This window comes from Roseburia rectibacter, from assembly GCF_014287515.2.
GTDB classification, from domain to species: Bacteria; Bacillota; Clostridia; order Lachnospirales; family Lachnospiraceae; genus Roseburia; species Roseburia rectibacter.
The window spans coordinates 1841303-1864328 of record NZ_CP092473.1 but is presented as its reverse complement, the minus strand read 5'-3'; the positions used below and the strand labels follow the sequence as shown (position 1 = coordinate 1864328).

16 protein-coding genes are annotated in these 23026 nt (G+C 41.6%); 1 reads left to right on the top strand and 15 read right to left on the bottom strand.

What is annotated here, in order from left to right:
• Positions 1 to 19: 19 nt before the first annotated feature.
• The 4 genes from H8S51_RS08760 to H8S51_RS08745 are packed head-to-tail and all read right to left on the bottom strand — an operon-like array spanning position 20 to position 6817.
• Entirely contained in the window at positions 20 to 1186 is a 1167-nt protein-coding gene (locus H8S51_RS08760) for a hypothetical protein (protein ID WP_117921734.1), read from the bottom strand.
• Complete coding sequence (locus H8S51_RS08755; protein WP_186898911.1) at positions 1187 to 1996, bottom strand: hypothetical protein; 810 nt, start codon at positions 1994 to 1996, stop codon at positions 1187 to 1189.
• Positions 1997 to 2020: 24 nt separating this feature from the next.
• On the bottom strand, positions 2021 to 3259 hold the full coding sequence (locus H8S51_RS08750) for a DUF5716 family protein (protein ID WP_117921732.1): 1239 nt from the start codon (positions 3257 to 3259) through the stop codon (positions 2021 to 2023).
• A gap of 24 nt (positions 3260 to 3283) precedes the next feature.
• Complete coding sequence (locus tag H8S51_RS08745) at positions 3284 to 6817, bottom strand: DUF5717 family protein (protein WP_241070978.1); 3534 nt, start codon at positions 6815 to 6817, stop codon at positions 3284 to 3286.
• A gap of 88 nt (positions 6818 to 6905) precedes the next feature.
• Here H8S51_RS08745 and H8S51_RS08740 point away from each other — a divergent pair, with 88 nt between their 5' ends.
• A complete protein-coding gene (locus H8S51_RS08740) occupies positions 6906 to 7994 on the top strand; it encodes a pyridoxal phosphate-dependent aminotransferase (protein ID WP_117921730.1) in 1089 nt (362 codons plus the stop codon).
• A 302-nt stretch (positions 7995 to 8296) separates the two neighbouring features.
• Here the strand turns inward: H8S51_RS08740 and groL are convergent, their stop codons facing one another.
• The 11 genes from groL to H8S51_RS08685 all read right to left on the bottom strand — a co-directional run bounded on the left by groL (position 8297) and on the right by H8S51_RS08685 (position 22844).
• Positions 8297 to 9919, bottom strand: coding sequence for a chaperonin GroEL (groL, locus tag H8S51_RS08735; protein WP_117921728.1), 1623 nt, complete (start codon positions 9917 to 9919; stop codon positions 8297 to 8299).
• A 62-nt stretch (positions 9920 to 9981) separates the two neighbouring features.
• Positions 9982 to 10266 carry a co-chaperone GroES gene (gene groES, locus H8S51_RS08730; protein WP_006857823.1) on the bottom strand — a complete coding sequence of 95 codons (285 nt, stop codon included), beginning with the start codon at positions 10264 to 10266 and terminating at the stop codon, positions 9982 to 9984.
• Positions 10267 to 10493: 227 nt separating this feature from the next.
• Complete coding sequence (locus H8S51_RS08725; RefSeq protein ID WP_186898912.1) at positions 10494 to 11639, bottom strand: DUF2974 domain-containing protein; 1146 nt, start codon at positions 11637 to 11639, stop codon at positions 10494 to 10496.
• Positions 11640 to 11660: 21 nt separating this feature from the next.
• The gene (locus tag H8S51_RS08720) at positions 11661 to 12443 is read right to left on the bottom strand and encodes a Cof-type HAD-IIB family hydrolase (RefSeq protein WP_117921725.1); all 783 of its coding nucleotides are present in this window, start codon (positions 12441 to 12443) and stop codon (positions 11661 to 11663) included.
• 177 nt (positions 12444 to 12620) lie between these two features.
• A complete protein-coding gene (gene ltrA, locus H8S51_RS08715) occupies positions 12621 to 13904 on the bottom strand; it encodes a group II intron reverse transcriptase/maturase (protein ID WP_241070849.1) in 1284 nt (427 codons plus the stop codon).
• A 657-nt stretch (positions 13905 to 14561) separates the two neighbouring features.
• Positions 14562 to 16010 (bottom strand): 4Fe-4S dicluster domain-containing protein, encoded by a 1449-nt coding sequence (locus H8S51_RS08710; protein ID WP_117922629.1) that lies wholly within the window; start codon positions 16008 to 16010, stop codon positions 14562 to 14564.
• A gap of 144 nt (positions 16011 to 16154) precedes the next feature.
• Complete coding sequence (locus H8S51_RS08705) at positions 16155 to 17291, bottom strand: hypothetical protein (protein ID WP_186899571.1); 1137 nt, start codon at positions 17289 to 17291, stop codon at positions 16155 to 16157.
• A 153-nt stretch (positions 17292 to 17444) separates the two neighbouring features.
• Positions 17445 to 18155, bottom strand: a complete 711-nt coding sequence (locus H8S51_RS08700; RefSeq protein WP_186899570.1) for a fibronectin type III domain-containing protein — start codon at positions 18153 to 18155, stop codon at positions 17445 to 17447.
• A gap of 63 nt (positions 18156 to 18218) precedes the next feature.
• Positions 18219 to 20294 (bottom strand): heavy metal translocating P-type ATPase, encoded by a 2076-nt coding sequence (locus tag H8S51_RS08695; protein WP_186899569.1) that lies wholly within the window; start codon positions 20292 to 20294, stop codon positions 18219 to 18221.
• A gap of 157 nt (positions 20295 to 20451) precedes the next feature.
• Positions 20452 to 20784: a DUF6110 family protein gene (locus H8S51_RS08690; RefSeq protein ID WP_117922633.1), complete on the bottom strand. Its 333-nt coding sequence runs from the start codon at positions 20782 to 20784 to the stop codon at positions 20452 to 20454.
• A gap of 176 nt (positions 20785 to 20960) precedes the next feature.
• A complete protein-coding gene (locus H8S51_RS08685; protein ID WP_186899568.1) occupies positions 20961 to 22844 on the bottom strand; it encodes a heavy metal translocating P-type ATPase in 1884 nt (627 codons plus the stop codon).
• Between the last annotated feature and the right edge of the window lie 182 nt (positions 22845 to 23026).

Below are 23026 nucleotides of genomic sequence, written 5' to 3'. Positions count from 1 at the left end.
GTTGCACGCAGTTCTAAACCTACATTGTCTCCATCAACCGGTCAATCGCATTGATGATCTCATCAATCTGAGGTTTCATATTTCCGGCTTTTACAGAAAGTTTTAACGCTTCCTCCCTTTGGTTTTTCATTTCTGTGACATTATACTCAATCCTGTCTCTTAATTTCTGTCTGCGCAGAATCAGTCCGTGCTTAACTTCTACCATTTCCTTTGGATCGATCAGCGCAGCTGCCTGTGTGATCCACACCTGTGCATCATATAGCTGATACTGGTTTAAGGCACGTACCAGTCTGCTGTTAAAATATTCAAGATCTTCATTTGTGCGCTGATATTTTTCACGTTCGCGCACTGCATCCATATAATACTGCCACAGCTGATTCAATTCCGAAGCTCTTCTTACATGATATTTCTCACAGGCATAATCAATCGCATTTGTGATATTGACATACTTAAACTTCACCTTATTAAGTAACAGAATTGCCTTGTTTGCACTTCGTTCCGCTAATTTTATTTCAGAATCATTGTGCAGCATCTTCAGATAATCTGCACAAACTGCCACTGCCATAACAAAAATCAGTATCATCCATGCATAATATGTATCAACCTTAAATCCAAACTGTAACGTGATAAGTGTTACTGCCACTGCTGCCACGACCGCAAGAATGATATATAATAAATTTTTTAAACTTTTCTGCTGATGCATCAGATATTCACGGTGTAACAGCCACCTTGATTTTTCTCTTTCAAGGTATTTCATATCTTTTTTTATAGTATCCTGATAAAGTTCATTCGAGCTGAGACGCTTGATTGCTTCCGGCATGGCTTTCTCTTCCTGCTCAAGCTGCGCAAACTGCGCATCAGTCAGTTTTTTTTCTGAATTCAGGAACGAATTTCTCGCGCTGTTTAACTGCACAACATTCTGTGCCACATCTGCAATTTTTTTCTTTTCAGGCTCCGGAAGATCCTCTAATTTCTGAATGTCGTTAAGATAAGATGTGACTGTGCGATACTCTGACTTTTCCTCCTCGATTTCCTGTGTGATATCGATCATCTGTTCTAATCGCTCTACAACATATTGTTCCACCTGTTTCGGATTTTTTATGTTGTTTTCCGTCAGCACAGTCTGGTTTAAATCATCCATTTTTTCTTCAAAACTACGTTTTTTCCATCTGTTAAAAAATTTCATTTATACCATACAATCCTTCCTGTACTGTTTTTTCCATTCCTCAAGCTGCATCTCCCATACCTTTTCATCCCCGGCATCCCACTCATCAAGCATTGTTTCAAACTGACATATCGCATCACTTCTGCTGCATCTGCTCAATTCATCTGCAATTTCTTTTGCTTTCTCAGATGTTATTTTAAAATATTCCACCCTGCGTCCAAACGCCCGCTCATCATGATTGCAACGGCATGCCATCAGACACTCCCGCAAAGATTCTTCATCGTTGTTTTTTTCGTACGCCCTTGCATAGCAGTCAGCTGCCTGTTCAAATAAAAACAGCCTTGCATATGCTGTGCCAAGATTATGCCACACGGCACCAACCATCTGGGGCTTTTCATTCTCTTCCGACTGCAAGAGCTTTCTGTACTCCGTAATACTGTTTATGTATTTTTGATTTTCAAGATAACGGTCAGCTTTGATTTTTCCGCATTCAAATGCCGATTTATGCTCCATATCCTGAAGTGTATTTCTGATCTGCTTTTGTTCCTCTGGTGTGCAATAACCACACGCAGACATCAGGCAGCCGGTAAATTCTGATAAAATCCCCCCTCCATCCTTAATATGTCTAAGGTTCTCTGCCACCTCCGGCAGCCCCAGCTCATGTTCCACCCAGTCACACAATTCGTCGTCCATGAAATCCGCATCCAAAAGACAGGTATTATTTTTGATATAATAACACAGTTCATCCAACGAATAAACATTTAACGATACATTTTCAATATAATAAGGCATCGCCGCCAACTGCTGGTTACATAAGATCAAATCGCCCATTCGTCTTTCCTGCCTCTCTTTCGTCTATTTCACTGCTCCCAGTGACATCATATATTCCCACGTTTTGTCCGAGCTCTTAAAGATTTCTCCAAACCCCAGATCTTTGATCTTAATCTTTACTTCCATATCAGAAACCGGCTGTGCTTTGATACGGAGACGCGTTGTACGCGGAGGCCGCTTTGGCAGATCCGCAAGTGTAAGTTTTTCAATCTGCGCCTCCTTACTGTTTGGCAGCTGCAGCCAGAAATCGATCTCATTTGATCCATCCAGCAATACCTCACATTCTCCAACTGTCTCATACCAGTTATCCCCTGCATTGATTAGTGTCAAAAGCTCCGTTTTCCCCTGTCTTTGCACTTTTAGGCTGACGTTTACTTTCATCTCGTTATCGCCCATATAGACAAACTGCCAGCTGTTTTCTGTTTTCATACACTTTCTTGCCGCTGCATAACACGCTCCCTTGGAATATAGGTTTTTCCCCATAAAGACCCGACGGCCTTTACATAAGAAAGAAAGAGACTCTTTCATCCATTCACCATCAAAACCATCTCCAGTCAGATATACCGCTGAAACAATATGTCCCGATACGGCTTCTGTTACAACTTTCAAAAAGCTGGCATCCTTGCCTGCTCTGTCTATATTGCGCTGTTCCTCACTGATCGTGACAAGCTGTGGCATAGTCCTTTGATCACGTTCAAGTCTTCTGCACCATACTTCGTCTCCACGGTTATCAAACAGATACACATCATGCAGCCATAATTCTTTTTGCTGACTGAAGGCAAAATAATAAAAGCTCTCTCTCCTGTCAATGAGTGTCAGTCTTCCATCGTGTATTCCAATCCGCTCTGCCACACGGATAAAGAGTTCAGTCACCTCCCTTGACAACTGCTCAAGCGTGATAACCAAAAAATCAGGTGTCACGGGATTCCCCAGTTTTCCTGCCAGATATATCAGTTTTTTTATGTAAAGCGCCAGCAGTTCTTCTGCTTTATAAGTTTCTCCCTCCACGAAAAATTCCTGTCCCGAAAGGGCTGCATGAAGCAGTCCGGACACTGCTTCCTCCCCCTGCAAAAGTGCGAGACGCTTCGCCTCTTCACCAACAAACCACTGACCAATTCCATGTTTTTTTGCCAGCATCAAAGGAATCTGGTACACCTCACTGCCTGCTACCGTACTGACCGTCTCCGGTTCTCTCATATTCAATTGGAAGTAACTTATCACAGCATTGTCATTATCAAGATCAATGCCCAGATAATACGGCATTTTTTCCACTTTTCTCCCTCTTACTTATAAAATATGAAATACCTCTTTTGTTACCATCTGCATTCCATAGTATTGTTTCATTTCTCTCTTTTGCGCATCGCGTTCTCCCATCGCATGATGCATCAGCATATCATTTAACATCTCATATCGTCCATGACTTTCTTCATCCGGTACATTTCTGCAATTTAAACATGCACTTTCCGTTATCTTCTCCTCTGTCTTTTCCTGTTCTGTCATATAATAAAGTACAGATTCGCCAAAAAACAAAATAAATTCTTTGACAAAAATACCATCATAAACCTCATTTAGCAGCGATTGCTCATAATGCTCCCCATCCAGACTAAAATGAATCATAATCTTTCGTCCCGGATCTGTATGATATTCTACAAATGCTTTATCATACAAATGATATTTCAAACGCAATTTTTTCTCAAACTCCAGAAAAAAATCAAAGTAACGGTTCTGTGATGTGTACTCTTCCAACAACTCATCAGACGCCCGGTACATTACATCTGATAAGTGTTCTTTCTCCGAAAAATATTTCAGCAGCCCCAGTTTACATGCATCGTTCAGCGGATTACCTTCCTGATAGCGTACAAAAATCTGTTCAAACACATACTCAGGTACCACCATATCCCGCACCAGCCATGCATCTGCAAAATAAGATAAATATGCCATGCAGATCAGTTCCCGTCCCCCGCCTTTTACATAACTTTCATAGATATCTTCCACATCCGCAATATAGTCAGTCGAATAAAGCATCTGACTTAAAATACGCTCCTCAAGATCAAACGTATCTATATCAAACTCGCCGGCTGCTTTCCAGATTTCCGCCATGGTCTTTGTTGCGCCATTATAATATTTGCAGAGATAAATAAGAATTACATCATTATAGATGCCCCTGTAAAATACGTACTCTGCAAATCCAAGCAGAAAATCATCTTCCTCAAAACCTGCTGTATGGATCGCATAACTGCATAAAGAGACACATGCTGCCGTATCCATATGCTCATATCCACATTCTTCTGCCATTCGATACGCTGTTTCATACAAATGTTCTTCTGTCAGATACTGCATCAGCATACGACGCGAAGCTGTTGATAAGAGTTTATGATCCAGACCAGTCAGGCATCCTGCCTCATACTTTCTTTTCCGATAAAATGATATAACCTGTTCTGCAACATCTCTTTTATAGCGGTCACTTACCAACGGTGATTTCAAAACAGCCCACACACCCGGAAAATCCGGATCATCAACTTCTTCTCCGCCCTTCTGCTGCATGGAATAAAGAATATAAGGCAATTCTTCCTGTGCAAACTCCATACACTTCTTTACACAGCCGTCAATGTCCATCAACGGCTCTTCGTAATAACCAATATCCCCGCAAAAACGATTGCCATAAATATCTTCCATGATCAGGCAGTAATCCTTTGTATGTACGGTAAAATATGCTGCTCCGTTCCGGATCACGGCTTCCTTATTATCTGCATTGTTGCATGCGTATTCATAAACTTCTATCTTTGCGGCACGTGAATCTGTGTAGATCACCTTATGTGTAAAAAGAATTTCAGATGCCCAATGTGCAATATCCGCATTTATGATACCCTGTGCAAACATCTCATCATAAATCACAGCCAGATTATCATCTACATGACCTGCCTCAAGCTGCTCCATCGCAAAGCGTTCTATGATCGGCAGATACTTCTGATATACATCAGGCTGTATTTTTTTTGCCGCAATAATATTGACAAATAAAACCGCCTTCTGCTGCCAGGACAATCCACTGTCATACTGAAAATACATCTGAATCATCTTCGGTACACGCTCAAGTTTTCTTCCATCCAGTGATAAAAGATATGCTTCATACAGGCTTGTAATACGAATCTCTCGTTCTATTCCAAGCTCATACCAGTGATGATATTTTGCACCAAAGCACTGGCTGCGGATCAGATATCCCAACACCGTCGTCAACATTTCATCATCTGGTTTTACCTCATAACATGCTTCTAAAATACGGTATAGAAACGGATGATACTCCTTTTTCCCTGCGACAAGACCCGTTACCTGTATTGCAATATCCCTTGTCATAACACCCCATTTTGCAGTCCAGTATAATATGCGTGTTTCAAATGTTCCAAGTTTTGTCAGTAAATAAGGGTCCTGCCAGATCAGATAATATGCCTCCAGATAAAAATACGGACTGTTATCATAACGCATCCAGTCCCGGACTGCTTCTAACCTTTCTGCCGGTTTCTGATAATACTCTTCTTTTAAAAATAACAGCACCCAGAACAGCATTGAATCATCCGGATGCATTTTAAAAATCTGCTCCACCTCTATCGTCAGACGATCTACGTAAGACGGCTCCCGTTCCATCAGTGTGCACAGATAAAGATAATATCCCCATTCCGGGCTTGTATGATCCTCACATGTCCGTTTAAAATCATCTAAAATCCAGGATGCCTCCTGTCTCTGGCGATTGATGATCAGTGCCTGTGCTTTCATCAGTCCATATATTTTTTCATCCTTACACAAAGTAGATAAATGGTCTAAAATAACTCCCGACTGGTTCGCCCATACGCCTGTCACGATCCGCTTCAGGCGGTATTCCAGATAAAGCTGCATTAATTTTGCTCTGGATTTCTGGATATCTAAAAAAACAGGTTCATTTTCTGTAGCATTTTCCGGCTTTGATGTGGCACATACATGATAAATTAACGTTTCCTGTCCCGGCACTTCCAGACATATCTTTCCAAAATTCTTTCCGGCATGCATTTTTTCTGCCACAATGTAATATTCTACATCGCAGACGCTCCCCACGAACATCTCATCGGTAACCCTTGGCTTCTTCAAGGCTAAAAAACCTGCATCTGAACTGACTCTGATTTCAAGATAACCGTGCTGGCTCCTGTTTATCTGAAAAGTTTCCAGTCTGTTTTCATGTACCTGATAAAATACAGCATTGCTCTCTTTTAGCAAAACCTTTGTACGCTTCTTTTTATGAATACCGATCAAAAATTCTTCTACCTTTTGACCGGAGGGAGTTCCTTTTGACAATCCCTCATACAAAAGCATTTCTCTTTTTTCACCGGAATGAAATATATTTTTAAATTTTCCAGAATAAAACAGATGAAATGCCTCTTCAAAATCATTTTCTGACAGTCTGGCAAAATCGGATAAATTTTTTATTTTCCCGACAGAAGATTCCGCATACAATTTAGAAACAGACACAACAAAAGAAAGGTTATATTCACCCTGTTCTACTACAATACAGAACTCTCCTTTTTGAATATCACCTTCAACCAGACCATAACTATGAAATTGGTAACGAATCCTTATTTCTTCCCCTTCAAACTGTGGTGTCAGACATTCCATCCTCGGATTGGAAGAATATACGATTCCACGCATCGGCACATGATTTGTGCTTGTGATCACAAAATCCCCCGAAACGTCATTTCCTTCCATTGCAGTAATGTCAATTTTATCCACAGAAATTGAAAGAGATGGCTTTAAGTGTTCGAATTTTCCCCTTGCCAGTTGTTGTATCCGTCTTCGCAAATCGACACCCGCTTTTTCTCTTTTAATTGCTTGCTTTTTCAATGACAATCATTATAATAGATTATAAACCAATTTGGAGGAGTTCGCAATGATAAAACACAAAGACCATTTTCACGGAAGTGATTTAGAAAAAATAGAGCAGATCTACGGCATCAGAAAAGAAGAGATCGTCAGTTTTTCTGCAAATGTTAACCCGCTTGGTGTATCACCGCTTCTTCGTACCGCTCTTTCCGAGCAGATCGATGTGATCACGACATATCCTGACAGGGAATATACATCTCTTCGTAAATGCATCGCAGAATACTGCGGTACAGAATATGAAAACGTCATCGTAGGTAACGGTTCCACAGAACTGATCTCTCTTTTTATACAGATTGAGCACCCGAAAAAGGCAATGGTCATCGGTCCTACTTATTCCGAATACGAACGTGAGATCTCTCTTGGCGGAGGTACGACACTCTATTATCCGCTTCGCGAAAAGGATAATTTCCGTTTAGATGTTGATGATTTTATCTCTCATCTGAACGAAAGCATTGATCTGATCGTTATATGTAACCCGAACAACCCTACATCATCCTGCATTACAAGAACAGAAATGCGTCACATCTTAGATGCATGCAAGGAACATGACATTTATGTCATGGTGGATGAAACTTATGTGGAATTTGCCGATAATATGGCTGATATCTCCGCTGTGCCACTGACAAACTATTATAACAATATTGTCATTTTACGTGGTACCTCAAAATTTTTCGCGGCACCGGGACTCCGCCTCGGCTATGCGATCACAGGCAACCGTGATCTGATCAAATCTATCAATACCAGAAAAAATCCATGGACGATCAATTCCCTGGCTGTCGTTGCCGGAGAGACGATGTTCCGTGACACTGCATACATCAAAGCTACCAAAGACCTGATCTCTTCAGAGCGTGCAAGAATTTATCAGACATTCCAGAAAAGCCCTGATTTTAAAGTATATGAACCAAGCGGCAATTTCATGCTGGTACGCATTTTAAAAGATGACCTTACTTCCCAGGATCTATTTGACCGTGCGATCCGTGAAAAAATGATGATCCGTGACTGCTCCACATTCCCATTTCTGGATAACAAGTACATCCGGCTCTGTATCATGAATCCAGAGGATAATGACAGACTGCTTGCCTGCCTGCTCCGGTAAATATCCGGTCAGACAAATCTGTTCACCAGCATTTGTTTTTGTAATTCATCAAAATATAAAATCTTATTTTCAGCACAAATTTCAACGCATTTTCCTAGAACAAAGAGTCGCTTGCGACTCTTTCGCGCTCGAGCGGTGCTGTTTACAGCTAACTTCTTCTCCGCGAGATGCGTAATTTCCTATGAATTTAAAAAACACAGCAGATCTTTACAATCTGCTGTGTTTTTCACATTCTTATTTATTACAACAGATTGTATTACAAAGCCATACAATCTATTGTTTTTTCTCTTAGAGACCTGTTATTACATCATTCCCATGCCAGGGTTGCCTGCCGGAACTGCCGGAGCATCTTCTTTGATATTAGCAACAACAGACTCTGTTGTAAGCAGTGTAGATGCAACAGAAGTTGCGTTCTGTAATGCTGTTCTTGTAACTTTAACCGGGTCAAGAATACCGTTCTCAACCATATCTACATACTCTTCGGTTGCTGCATTGAATCCGATACCGTCTTTAGACTCTTTTACCTTATTGATGATAACAGCGCCCTCAAGTCCTGCATTGGCAGAGATATAGTATAATGGAGCTTCCAGAGCTTTTAAGATAACTTTTGCACCAGTCTTCTCATCACCCTCTAAGGTGTCAGCTAACTCAGCAACAGCTTTAGTTGCATGGATATATGCAGAACCACCACCTGCGATGATACCTTCTTCGACTGCTGCTCTTGTTGCGTTTAAAGCATCTTCCATACGAAGTTTTGCTTCTTTCATCTCTGTCTCAGTTGCTGCACCGACACGGATAACTGCAACGCCACCTGCTAATTTTGCAAGTCTCTCCTGTAATTTTTCTTTATCAAACTCAGATGTTGTCTCCTCAATCTGACCACGGATCTGGTTTACTCTGCTTGCGATCGCATCTTTGTCACCAGCACCGTCAACGATCACTGTGTTCTCTTTCTGGACTTTTACAGATTTGGCACGGCCTAACTGATCCATAGTTGTGTCTTTTAATTCCAGACCAAGATCAGAGCTGATCACCTGACCACCTGTTAAGATTGCGATATCTTCAAGCATTGCTTTTCTTCTGTCACCATAGCCAGGTGCTTTGACAGCTACTACATTGAATGTACCACGCAGTTTGTTGACGATCAAAGTGGTAAGTGCCTCACCCTCGATATCCTCAGCGATGATAAGTAATCTTGCACCGCTCTGTACGATCTGCTCTAACAGAGGAAGGATCTCCTGAATGTTGCTGATCTTCTTATCTGTGATCAGGATATATGGATCGTCTAATACTGCTTCCATTTTATCCATATCTGTGCACATGTAAGCAGATACATAACCACGGTCAAACTGCATACCTTCTACTAAATCAAGCTCTGTCTGCATTGTCTTAGATTCCTCGATCGTGATAACACCATCGTTGGAAACTTTTTCCATTGCATCAGCAACCATGTTACCAACATTCTCATCTCCTGCAGAGATTGCAGCTACTTTTGCGATCTGGTCTTTTCCGTTTACCTTGGAAGACATTGCAAGGATTGCTTCTACTGCTTTGTCTGTTGCTTTCTTCATACCACGGCGGAGGATGATCGGGTTTGCACCTGCCTCAAGGTTCTTCATACCCTCCTGTACCATTGCCTGTGCTAAAACAGTTGCTGTTGTGGTACCATCACCTGCAACATCGTTTGTCTTTGTTGCAACTTCTTTTACAAGCTGTGCACCCATGTTCTCGAATGCATCTTCTAACTCGATCTCTTTTGCGATTGTAACACCATCGTTTGTGATCAGCGGAGCGCCGTAAGATTTATCAAGTACTACGTTTCTTCCTTTCGGTCCTAATGTTACTCTTACGGTATTTGCCAGTTTATCTACACCTGCACCTAATGCTGCTCTTGCTTCTGTGCCATATTTAATTTCCTTTGCCATATCTGTCTACCTCTTTCTGAAATTTATTAATGATAAAAATCTGTTTTACTTTGAACAATTATTTATTCTACGACTGCAAGAATATCATTCTGTTTTACGATAATGTATTCTTCTCCGTCTAATTTTACTTCTGTTCCTGCGTATTTTGAATAAATTACCTTCTGTCCGGCTTTTACCTGCATGGTAACTTCTTTTCCATCAACCATTCCACCAGGACCTACGGCAATAACCTCTGCCTCCTGTGGTTTTTCCTGTGCACTGCTTGTAAGGATGATACCTGATTTTGTGGTTTCCTCTGCCTCACACTGTTTTAATACGACTCTGTCGCTTAATGGAACTAATTTCATGTTGCTTACCTCCTGCTTATGATCATCTGTTTTATTTCTTTTGAGTAGTTATTAGCACTCATTTCTTTCGAGTGCTAACTTATGGTTCATATAATAGATTTTTATATTTGAATCTGCAACCAAATATATTTCTATTTATAATTATTTATCCCAATATTTTCTTATTTTTTCTCTCTTTTTCTCGTTTTTTTATAAGTTCACTCATTTTCTGTGATTTTATACTTTTTTTATTTTTTCAGCGGAGACTGTTTTACCGTGCGTTTTACGGTCTGTTTTACTGTCTCCTTCATTGCTTTATTTCCTTCCATCCAAAGCAGTTTTATGGCTCTTGAAAACAGTTTCTGCCGCTCCGGTGAAAGTTTACTGGTTTCTTTCATCAGTTCCTGTATTTTCTTCCATTTACTGTGGTAAAAATCATCTACCGTACGGATCCCGACTTTTTCGATCATATCAAATGCCGTCTCCACGATCTGTGCCCTCTCTTCCCCGTCTAACTGGTAAATCCATGATTTTATCGTTTCATCCAACAACAGGCTCTGCGCCGCAACCTGATCCACATGTACAAAAGATCTTCCGAGTACCTCCCATGACATGGCATCGTGCTGCTGGATCCCGCTGTTTGAGCTCTTGACAACTTCAAACGACTCCTGATGTTCTAAGAGCATTCCGACAATGGAAGATTCCGGCAGGATCGTGTGCAGCTTCGGCAGCATGCGCTGGTACTCTGTGCTTTCCACCATATCGCTCCGGAATCCCGGACCATCATTGCTGTACACATTTAAAATCTGGTTCTGGATCTGCGGATCACATTTTACGGAGGCATACACGGCAAAATTTCCACCCTTTGAATGGCCGCCGACACGCACCCTCTGCTTTTTGTCTGTCACTGCACGGTTCAAATATTCCACTGCCCGGAGCTGTCCCGGTGTTTCTGACAGATAACCCATATTAAAATCTTCCCGCCAGCCCGTGATCGTGTTGTCTGTTCCGCGAAATGCCACATACAGGCTGTCATCCGGCAGTTCCACACAGACCGCCGAAAACTGAAACTGTTCCTCATCCCGAATCTCATTGACATAGCAGCGTAGTTTTACATCCGAAAAACGTTTTGTTTCCGCCATTTTCTCCATAACAAACGGGGCCGATTTCGTCATGGATACCCGTGCCAAGATTTCGTCTTTATCATTCTTTTCCCAAAATTGTCCGGATGCCTCCTTAAGCGGTACAGCCGGCGCATTTTCCTCTGCTGTAACGATCCCCTCAAAATCAACATACGCAAGCTGCGCTAAAATCAGATTATCAACTTCATTAAATTCATCTGCCTCAAACGATAAATCCCCGCGCCAGTCCATATAATCCATGATATTTGCCATATTTTTCCCCCTGTCTTTTATTCAGATCAGCCCATAATGTTTCAGTCCGTTCCAGATCCCATCTTTATGGATATCTGTGGTAATAAATTCTGCCGCATTCTTTGCCACATCCGTACCATTTCCCATGGCAATCCCATGTGCCACAAATTCAAGCATTTCCACATCATTAGCACTATCCCCGAATGCATAAGTATCTTCTTTTGCGATTCCAAGAAACGCACAGAGACGCTCAATGCCACTTGCCTTGGAATGCCCCGCCTGCCCGATCTCTAATATTCCATCCGGCTCATGGACGATCATATCAAACTCCGTTCCCAGTTCTTTCCTGACAAGTTCTACATCTGCATTTCCAAGTTCCGCACTCAGCTTATTTACCTCATATTGTGCAATTCCGGTAATACTTTTTAGGTTTTCCCCAAGCTCATTTCTCAGATAAATGACATATGGATCATCCTTGAAGTCTTTTTCATCCACATAAATATAATTTGGTCCCTCTAGTACCATTGGTATCTGGTATTTTCTAAGTACTGTAAGAATATGTTTGATTTGTTCGTTGGTCAGTAAAAGTTCAAATAACTTTTCTCCCTCGAATTCAATATGTGTGCCGCATGCTGCCACAATGCCATCAAACCCGAGTGCCAGTAATTTGGGACTTTTGATATTGGATCTGCTTCTTCCACTGCACAGGAAGGCATAATGCCCATTTTTTCTTAGTTCTTTCAATGCTTCTTTTGTGCTTTCCGGTATATTCATCTTAAAATCCCATAATGTACCGTCTATATCAAAAAATACTGCTTTTTTCATTATATCGTCTATTTTTCCCTTCCGTCGTGATGTTTTTTATTCTAACAGAATTTTCCCATTAAGCAAAGTATTTTAAAATCCATATCACCGTATAATCGAGTAGGAGGGAAATCTGAGTGATTTCCCGACCTCTCACACCACCGTGCGTACCGTTCGGTACACGGCGGTTCAGTCAACTTAACAAGTAACACACCTTTCGGTGTAGTAATCTAACATTGAGATTAATCCAAAACGGGTTAGTCTTTCTTTTGTAACGGCTACATTCATGGCACCGCCTTGACAGCAGTGTGCGATTCTCGCACCATTATAAGCCGTTGAGTACGCTAGTTTCTTATATACCCCTAGCTTTATTAAGTTCTTCGCGCGATTCTGTGGAGTTTTCCAATGTTTCCATATACACATGCGCAATCGAAATCTTATGCTTTGGTCGAGCGTGGCACATAACACCTTCATACTACCTATTTTAAAGTAGTTAATCCACCCTCTGATAAGCTGATTAAGTTTCTCAACCTTATAGCTGTTACTAACGCCCCAGCTACGACAAGTGAGTTCTTTCATTCGCCTCTTGAACTTTGCTACTGATTTTGCATGTGGTTTTGCCTTAAATTGGTGTGCTCTTGAATCAAAGTAGAATCCGAAACCCAGATATTTCAATCCTCTTGGTCTATCTACTTTGCTCTTGGTCATGTTAACTTTGAGTCCTAGTTTCTCTTCAATAAAACGAGATATGTTTCTCATTACACGATTGGCAGACATTTCGCTTCCGACCATAATAATACAGTCATCCGCGTATCGTACAAAGTTAAGCCCTCTCTTTTCCATTTCCTTATCAAGTTCATTCAGCATGATATTTGCCAGTAATGGTGAAAGATTTCCTCCTTGTGGTGTTCCCACAATAGAATCCTCATACTCATCATCAATCATGATTCCACTGACAAGATATTTCCTAATGATAGAGATAACATCTCCATCTTTTATAGTTCTGCCTATGATGGTCATAAGCTTGTCATGGTTTACTGTGTCAAAGAACTTTTCCAAGTCAATGTCTACAATCCAGTCGTTGCCCTCGTTCATCATATCAAGTGCTGTCAGGATTGCCTGTTGTGCACATCTGTTCGGTCTGAATCCATAACTATGATCATGGAACTGCTCCTCATAGATTGGTGTTAAGACCTGTGCAATAGCTTGTTGTATAAATCTGTCTGTTACTGTTGGCACTCCCAGGTTTCTGAAACCGCCATCGGGTTTTGGTATCTCCACTCTCCGTACTGGCTGAGGTTTATACTTTCTTGTCCTCAGCTGCTCCTTAATGATTTCGCCGTTCTTTGCAAGATGTTCCTTAAGTTCTGTGCACTTCATTCCGTCCACTCCCTCTGCACCTTTGTTTCGTACGACCTGCAGATATGCTCTGTTGAGGTTATCGCTAGATAATATCTGCTCCATTAGACTACTTGTGTCCATGCGTTCTTTCCTTTCCGTCTCGCTTGATTTGACCATCTTTTACCCGATTGGTTACGGCAGATGTTATCTCTTCTGCAATACGAGACATACTCAAACTTATTGATTGTTCGCCCCTTTGCTCCATCTCTATTACAGAGACTTCTTCACTACTATGGGCTCGGCTGACTTCTCACAGTTCGTTGTTACTAGGCTAATGAAACCCCTGTGAGACCTCCACGCTTAAGGTGCACGCTCTTTCCTCTCATCTATCCGCCACATTTACTCGTACTTCCAGCAACTTTAGGACTTCATCTCTTTTGGCAGACTTATCCGTATTTCCGAGCCTTATATGTGATTTCTGTCCGTCGGACCAAGAGTTTGCTTACAGCTTCCTTCAGATTCCACCTCACGATGGACACCCTTGCTGTTCTGCTATACACTTCCTCGTTGCCTAGGCGTGTTCGGGACTTTCACCCATTAGAGCGCGCCCATGGCGCGCAAACCAAAAATGCCGCACAACCCTTTTACAGGCTGCACGGCATAATAATGCTCACTATTCTGTTTGCTTGCTCACAATGCAATGTACCGTTCATTTTATTCGTGATGCAATGCACCGTTCGTATTACCCGTGATGCAATGCACCGTTCGTATTACCCGCGATGCAATGCTCCGTTCGTATTACTCACGGTGCATGGAGAAGCTTTCCATGTCGTAATTCTTTAAGTTGTCATGGATGGTACGGTCATCTGCCTGACCGATCAGGGTATCACGGTTCTTTTTGGAAGAAATCTGATCGTTGAACGCACTTGGACCACCAACGCAGCCGCCCTCGCATGCCATACCTTCAATGAAGTCTTCCGGCAGTCTTGCTGCTTTTAACAGAAGTAATGCTTTCTTACACTCTGCCGCACCGTTTGCCTTGCATACGGTTGCTGCGATCTCATCGTTAGACTCTTTTAAGCTCTCAAGTACTGCAGCTGTTACACCGCCGGAGTTTGCGAAACGTTTACCAAATGTAGATGCTGTCTGATCATCATTTGGACACGGCTGTAACTCAACGCCTTTTGCTTTCATCATTGCACGGATCTCGCTGTATGTTAATACATAATCTGCATTTCCCTCGATCTTCTGATCTGCAACTTCTGACTTCTTGGCAACACACGGTCCAATAAATACAGTGATCGCATCAGGATCTTTCGCTTTGATCAGACGTGAAACTGCGCACATCGGAGATACTGTTGTAGATACACACTCTGCTAATTCCGGATAATGTAAACGCACCATATTTACGAATGCAGGACAGCAGGAAGTAACTTTTTTATTTCCCTCTTTATAAGCCTCTGCCCACTCTTCTGCCTCATAAGCTGCTGTCATATCTCCACCGAGACCTACATCATAGAAATCAGTAAATCCCATCTCTTTCATCGCTTTTTTCCAGCTTGCCATTGTGATATCTGCACCAAACTGGCCTTCTGTTGCAGGAGCTGTCATTGCATATACATGCTTACCTGCTTTTAAAGCCTCGATTACCGGCACAATATAAGTCTTAGATGCGATTGCTCCGAACGGACAGCTGTGGATACATTTACCGCAGCGGATACATTTTTCTTTATCGATCACAGAAATGCCGTACTCATTGTATGTAATCGCATTGACCGGACAGCTGAATTTACACGGTCTCTTTAAATGTGCGATTGCATTGTAAGGACATGCCTGTGCACATTTTCCACATTCTTTACACTTGGAAGGATCAATATGGGAACGATCTCTTCCCGGCTCGATTGCGCCAAATTTACATGCATTGATACATGCTTTTCCAAGACAGTTCTGGCAGTTCTCTGTTACAGTATAACTGGAAATCGGACAGTCCTCACATGCGGAGCTGATAACCTGAACCACATTTCCATCATCCTCTGCGCCCGGTGCTTTACCCTCTGCTAAACGGACTCTCTGACGGATGATCTCCCTCTCTTTATAAATACAACAGCGAAACTGCGGTGTCGGACCTGGAATGAGTTCTGTTGCGATGTGGTCTCTCTCTTCTTCAAGTCTGCCTTCAAATGCAAGCTTTGCGACTGTGTAGAGTACATCGTGTTTGATTTTAATCACATTTTCATCTGCATACATCGTGTTTTACCTCGCTCATCTTATCTTTGTTAACTTTTTAACCATCTTAGACATTATATATTATCTGTATGGAAATTCAAGTACTTCGCATGTTTTTATTGAGAAACACTTTGATTTTTTGCATCTTATTGAAAAAATAACAGTTCAAAATCCAGCAAACTCACCAAATAATCCTAACAATTCAAATCCATTCAATCCCATAAGATCACATTCTTCCCCCGTAATGTCTGTCATTTCACTGCCCTTTTTCACGGAAATTCTACCATTCAGACCATCTTCATCATCGGATTCAAATGTGAGTGTTCCGTCCCCCGCTGCAGGGTTTCCTGTAATAGCAGTCCAGACAGAGTGTGTCTCTTCTCCCTTTAAATATGTGATTTTCATGTTCTGCATCCGGAAGTCACCGCCTGAAAATAAAATTTCCATATTCTGCCTATTTCCATCAATTTCATAATTTACAGCGATCGCAGCCAGCTTATTCCGGAATAAATATACCTTACATTCCATCTCCCCCGCTGCTGATACTTTGTCATAAACCGCCATAAATATTTTCCCGGCAGGATCTTCTGATATTTTTGTCCCATCTCCATATTTTTTCTTCGCAGCTTTCTCTGCGGCATCTAACACATTTTGTACATTATCACTGCTGATCACAAACTGATAGCCCACACAATCTTTTTTCTGACCGTCAATTTCAAATTCCTGTTTTTCGATTTTATTGATCTTAATTTTATTAAATTCTTTCCGTGCTTCTTTTAATATATCTTTTCCAATCTCTTTTTGTTCTTTTCCACCATATAATCCTGCCAGAACCGTATTAAAACGTTCCAGATTCTGTGAACCGATCTTTTTTGCGATATATCCGCTTTGTTTGTTACTGTTATAATCATATGTAAATACTTTCGAACTCAGTGACGGAAACTGTGCTTTCAGTTCCTTGTCATTTAGTACCATTACAAATTCCAAATCCTGCAGCTTATCAAGATCTAACGTTCCCCTTAACTGCTTCTGTGCAGAATCTGATGCATACTCTGCCTGTATCTTCTGTTTCTTCCACTGCCCTTCTATCGAAATGGTATAATCTTCCCCATTCAAACCGTCTGCCACCTGTGGCTGATCCTTGACCGTTTGATACATAGCATATAAAATCTTATCGCTCTTTCTTAAAAAAAATCCATTTTTTATCCCTGCAAACAGCACAATTGCCAGAACTACTATGATTCCTGCAGACAAAATCCATATTTTCTTTAATGATTTCTTATGATCATTTTGTATTTCCATTGTAAGCCTCCATTTTCAGCCTGAATGATCCCGTTATTCTTACACATTCATTTTAATTTACGGTTTATTTTATTCTTTTTTCGTTCACTTGTAAACCAATAAAGCAAAAAAATGCTGCCTCCCATTTACAGGAAAGCAGCCATTTTTATGATCTTATTTTTTTATTTTAACACTCTTTTTTGCACTCCAGTTTCCATATACCTTTTTGCCGTTTACCTTGACATAAGAGTGCATTCTTACATAGTAGGTTTTATTTTTTTTCAGTTTTGTATAAGTTGCAGATGTCTTGCCAGAAGAAATATTTTTCTTTACCAGTCCTTTTTTGAAATTAGAACTCGTTGCATACTGTAACTCGTAACCACTGATGCCTTTTACTTTCTTCCATTTTACAACCATCTTTTTGCCAGATGCATTTTTTACGCTGGTAACAGACGGCTTAGCTGACGCACTTGCGGCATAATCCAAAGTAAAGTTGTAACTGCCGATGCCATACCCTTCCGTACGCTGTGTCACCGCAAGATAATAATTACCTGCTGCAAGTTCAAATGTCTCTGTTGTTTTACGTCCGTCAGAAAGTTCAAAATTATAAACCTGATTATAATTTTTATCATAAAACAGATATTTCAATGTATTATCGGTAGAATTTAACGCATTAAAAATGATTTTGCCCTTTGCCGGCACCTTAAATCTGAAATAATCAATGCTGTCATTCGCTGCCATCACGCCTTTGTACTTCTTTTTCAGATCAATGGCATTTGCAGTATCGATCATATCATTATTTTTTGTCTGTGTCTCTGTAAAACTTTCTTTCAGATTATTCTTTGATACAGTCAAAGTAATATCATCACCAGTAACAATTTTCAAATAATACTGTCCACCAGTCAGATATACGCTCCAGCTAAATGAATTATACGCATCCTTTCTTTGCTAATCCAGCAGATTCTGCATGCTCTTTAAACTGATCAAAAGTGTTGATGTATTATGCAGTAATGCTGATGTAGTCGGCTGTAAAATTCCTGCTACACCTCCAAGGATCAATCCAAGATTGAAACTTACGATAAAGCGGTAATTGCCGCGGATACGTTTCATCAGGCTGTCCGATAATAGTTTTAATGTTACGATCTGGTAAAGATCATCCGAGCCAACCGTGATATCTGCGATCTCTCTTGCGATCTCTGCACCATCACTGATCGCAATACCAACGTTTGCAGCGGAAAGTGCCGGGGAATCATTGATTCCATCACCGATCATGATCACTTTTCTTCCGGCTGCTTTTTCTTTCTCAATAAATCCAGCTTTATCTTCCGGCAGTACTTCGGAATAATACTCGTCCACACCGACACGCTTTGCGATTGCTGCTGCGGTACGTTCGCTGTCTCCTGTCATCATAACAACCTTTGTGATACCGGCACGCTTTAAGGAATTAACAACTGCCTCTGCCTCCTCACGAAGCGGATCTTCGATACAGATCACGCCTGCCAGTTTTCCTTCGATGGCAAGATACAGATGTGAATATTCTTTTGGCAATGAGTCAAACAGATCCTGCTTTCCTTCCGGAATTGTACAGTTTTCATCCTCAAAGACAAAATGGCTGCTTCCGATCACTGCACGTTTTCCATCGATCGTTGTTGATATACCGTGTGCTACGATATACTCCACTTTGGTGTGCATTTCCTCATGCAGCAGATGTTTCTGCTGTGCTGCATCCACAACAGCTTTTGCCATGGAATGAGGAAAATGTTCCTCTAAACATGCTGCGATACGCAGTAACTCATCCGAATCTGCACCGTTAAAGGATACGACGTCAACAACGGTCGGCTGCGCCTTTGTGAGTGTTCCTGTCTTATCAAAAACGATCGTGTCTGCATCCGCAACTGCTTCTAAGTACTTGCCACCCTTGACGGTCACATGATATAGACTTGCCTCACGGATCGCTGACAATACGGAAATTGGCATTGCCAGCTTTAACGCACAGGAAAAATCAACCATCAGTACAGATATTGCCTTATTTACATTTCTGGTCAGAAGATATGTTAATGCTGTACCGCCCAGTGAATATGGCACCAGTTTGTCTGCAAGATGCTCTGCTTTTCCTTCCAGTGCAGATTTTAATTTTTCAGACTCCTCGATCATGGTAACGATCTTCTCAAAACGGCTGGAACCACCGACTTCTTTCACAAGAACTGTAAGTTCTCCTTCTTCTACCACTGTTCCTGCATAAACAGAATTTTCTTTTACCCTCCGGACCGGAACAGATTCTCCGGTTAAGGATGCCTGGTTGACCATCGCCTCACCATCGCTTACCACTCCGTCAAATGGGATGACATTTCCCATATGAACCACAACTTCATCTCCCGGACGGATTTCTGAAGTTGTTACGAGTACTTCCTGATCTTCGCGCTTTAACCAGACTTTTCCTACATTTAAGGACATCGTACGCGCCAGATCATCCACGGATTTCTTATGCGTCCACTCTTCTAAGAGTTCTCCTATGCCAAGTAAGAACATAACCGAGCCGGCTGTCTCAATATCATTTCTGAAAACCGATACCCCGATCGCAGTTGCATCGAGTACCGGCACTTCAATCTTCCGGTGCCATAAGCACTGTAAACCTTTCCATATATATTTTACGGATTTGAACGTCGTGACACATGCCCGTACCGGATATGGCAGAAACATTTTACTTGCATAACGGCAGACAACTTTTTCGATCAGTTTCTCCTGATATTTCGCATTTAATTCGCGGCCGGAATTTTCGATCACACCTGCCGGAACATCCACTTTTTCATAAGAAAACTGCTGTAATGTACGGATCATCTCTGCACGATCTCCAATATAAGAGATTACCGCATCCCCGGTTCGCTCATAAACTTTTGCAAACGTCACATATTTATTGCTGTGTAAAAAATAAAGAAGCGTATCTGCCTGTCCACAACTCATCCTGTACTGGGACACATGGATACGCATACGCCCTTTGATCTCATGTTTGATGACAAACTTCATATTTCTCACTCCATTTCCAGACTGTCTCTAAAAAAGGAAGCACCTGAGGATTTTCTCCCGGTGCTTCCTGTCGCGGTATAAGTAAGCCACTGCTTTTATATTTTCATCCTCATTTATTTATATGAAGAAATCCTCTCAGGACTACTTGTTTTACACCTTATTCTTCAACAGCTGCCTCGTTCTCTGCTGCACTGTCCTCTGTTTCTGCGGCTTTCTCTGCTTCATCTGCGAAAGCTGCTGCCTCTGCTGCTGCGGCACGCTCCTCGTTGATACTCTTAGCCTCCTCGTAGATATCACCGGCATTCTCCTGAACAGTTGTAACTGTGTTCATTACACACTCCTTTGCACGAAGTACTGCTGCTGTACAGTTTGTGTAAACTTTCTTAGCATCCTTGCTTGAGAGAACTTTGACACCTGCGGTTCCAAATAATACTCCTGCTGCAAAAATACCTGTTTTTTTCCAGTTAATTGCTTTAAAACAATCTAACATCTTATGTACCTCCTGTGGATTAAATTATTTGTATTGGCTGTCATTAACCGACTGCCCTCTCTGTAATATTTTAACGATTATATACCCTCATTTTTCCATTTTCAACTAAAAAACGGCAAATGAGAAATTTTATCATTTGTCGTCTTTTTCATGTTTCATGTTTTATCTTTCATTTTCTATTTTGTATTCAGCGTACGCATGGAGTTTAAAATTGCGATCACAGAAACTCCGACATCTGCGAATACTGCTTCCCACATATTTGCCATACCAAGGGCACCTAATAATAATACCAGGGCCTTGATGGCAAGTGCAAATACAATATTCTGTTTTACAATGCCAAGTGTCTTTCTTGCAATTTTAACGAGTGATGCGATTTTTCGGATATCATCATCCATAAGCACAATATCCGCTGCCTCGATCGCTGCATCCGATCCCATGCTTCCCATGGCAATTCCGATATCTGCCCTCGTGAGTACCGGTGCGTCATTGATACCATCTCCGACGAACGCAAGCCGTTCTTTTTCATTCTGTGAACCTAATAACTTCTCCACTTCTCCAACTTTATCTGCCGGGAGCAGTTCTGCATGCACTTCATCAATGCCAAGTTCTGCTGCAACAGCATCTGCCGCCGCCTGTCTGTCTCCAGTCAGCATTACCGTCTTTTTCACACCGACCTTTTTCATATCAGCGATTGCATTTTTACTGCCTTCTTTGACTGTATCTGAAATTACGATACTTCCGGCAAATACATTGTTACATGCCACATAGACAACTGTTCCGGCAGTCTTGTTTTCCGTGTAGGCGATATTCTGCGCCTCCATCAGTTTTGCATTACCAAGGTATACTTCCCTGCCATCAATAAATGTATGGATACCGTGTCCGGCGATCTCCTCCGTATCTGTAACACGCTCCATGGAAAGCGTTTTTCCGTATGCTTCACGGATCGAGTTTGCAATCGGATGGTTGGAATACCCTTCACCGTAGGCTGCGATCTCCAATAATTCTTCTTTTCCAATCGTGTTATTTTTCTCTGCAGATGGCAGGACTTCAGAAACTTTAAATTCACCTTTTGTCAGCGTACCGGTCTTATCAAAAACGATCGTTGTCATCTCGGCAACTGCCTCTAAATAGTTGCTTCCTTTTACTAAAATACCAATCTTAGAGGAGGCACCAATTCCACCAAAGAAACCAAGCGGAACGGAAATAACAAGTGCACATGGGCAGGAAATAACAAGGAAGATACATGCTCTCTGTATCCAGTCTGCCCAGCCGCCGCCTAAGATCAGCGGAGGTAAGATTGCTAAAATCACTGCACCGATGGTAACAACCGGTGTATAGTATTTTGCAAATCTGGTGATAAAGTTCTCCACTTTTGCTTTTTTGCTGCTTGCATTCTCTACCAGTTCTAAAATACGGGCTACCGTAGAATCTTCGAATGCTTTTGTTACTTTTACTTTGATCGTACTGCTTCCATTCACACAACCGCTGATGATCTCATCACCGACGGTTGCCCTGCGTGGTACAGATTCACCGGTCAGTGCAGCTGTATCGATCATGGATGTTCCCTCTGTCACGATTCCATCAAGCGGGATACGCTCGCCCGGTTTTACAACAATGATGCTTCCCACTTCCACATCATCCGGATCTACCTGCGTTAACACGCCATCTTCCTCTATATTTGCATACTCCGGACAGATATTCATCATATCAGAAATAGACTGTCTGGATTTGCCGACCGCATAATTCTGGAACAGCTCTCCAACCTGATAAAACAGCATAACTGCAACTGCTTCCGAGTATTCTTTTACACCAAATGCACCAAAGGTTGCGACCATCATCAGGAAGTTTTCATCAAACACCTGTCCGTGACTGATGTTTCTTACCGCCTTAAAGACAATGTCATAACCAATCACCAGATATGGGATCAGATAGATCAGAAATACAATCCACTGACCCGGTAACTGCTCTAATACTCCGGTATGTTCTAAAACCATTAACACTACAAACAGCACAAATGCAGTGATAATACGGTACAGCATTTTTTTCTGTTTTGATGTCATATCGTTTCCTCTTTTCTACTTTTATTTCATATGTTCATGTATTCATATGTTTTCTTTTTTGTAAGCCCGGTATACATGTATTTCATACAACGTGCTGCCTGATATCTTTTCTCCTGCGTCTTTTTATTTTGCGCAGATATATGTTCATGTGCAGCACTCCTTTTGCATAACCGGGCTTTTCC

Excerpts from the sequence above, each read along its gene's own strand:
- H8S51_RS08740 (WP_117921730.1), top strand. The coding sequence starts at position 6,906 with ATGATAAAACACAAAGACCATTTTCACGGAAGTGATTTAGAAAAAATA.
- H8S51_RS08710 (WP_117922629.1), bottom strand. The coding sequence starts at position 16,010 with ATGTATGCAGATGAAAATGTGATTAAAATCAAACACGATGTACTCTAC.
- H8S51_RS08720 (WP_117921725.1), bottom strand. The coding sequence starts at position 12,443 with ATGAAAAAAGCAGTATTTTTTGATATAGACGGTACATTATGGGATTTT.
- H8S51_RS08755 (WP_186898911.1), bottom strand. The coding sequence starts at position 1,996 with ATGGGCGATTTGATCTTATGTAACCAGCAGTTGGCGGCGATGCCTTAT.
- H8S51_RS08690 (WP_117922633.1), bottom strand. The coding sequence starts at position 20,784 with ATGTTAGATTGTTTTAAAGCAATTAACTGGAAAAAAACAGGTATTTTT.
- H8S51_RS08685 (WP_186899568.1), bottom strand. The coding sequence starts at position 22,844 with ATGACATCAAAACAGAAAAAAATGCTGTACCGTATTATCACTGCATTT.
- H8S51_RS08750 (WP_117921732.1), bottom strand. The coding sequence starts at position 3,259 with ATGCCGTATTATCTGGGCATTGATCTTGATAATGACAATGCTGTGATA.
- ltrA (WP_241070849.1), bottom strand. The coding sequence starts at position 13,904 with ATGGACACAAGTAGTCTAATGGAGCAGATATTATCTAGCGATAACCTC.
- groL (WP_117921728.1), bottom strand. The coding sequence starts at position 9,919 with ATGGCAAAGGAAATTAAATATGGCACAGAAGCAAGAGCAGCATTAGGT.
- H8S51_RS08695 (WP_186899569.1), bottom strand. The coding sequence starts at position 20,294 with ATGAAGTTTGTCATCAAACATGAGATCAAAGGGCGTATGCGTATCCAT.
- groES (WP_006857823.1), bottom strand. The coding sequence starts at position 10,266 with ATGAAATTAGTTCCATTAAGCGACAGAGTCGTATTAAAACAGTGTGAG.
- H8S51_RS08760 (WP_117921734.1), bottom strand. The coding sequence starts at position 1,186 with ATGAAATTTTTTAACAGATGGAAAAAACGTAGTTTTGAAGAAAAAATG.
- H8S51_RS08725 (WP_186898912.1), bottom strand. The coding sequence starts at position 11,639 with ATGGCAAATATCATGGATTATATGGACTGGCGCGGGGATTTATCGTTT.
- H8S51_RS08705 (WP_186899571.1), bottom strand. The coding sequence starts at position 17,291 with ATGGAAATACAAAATGATCATAAGAAATCATTAAAGAAAATATGGATT.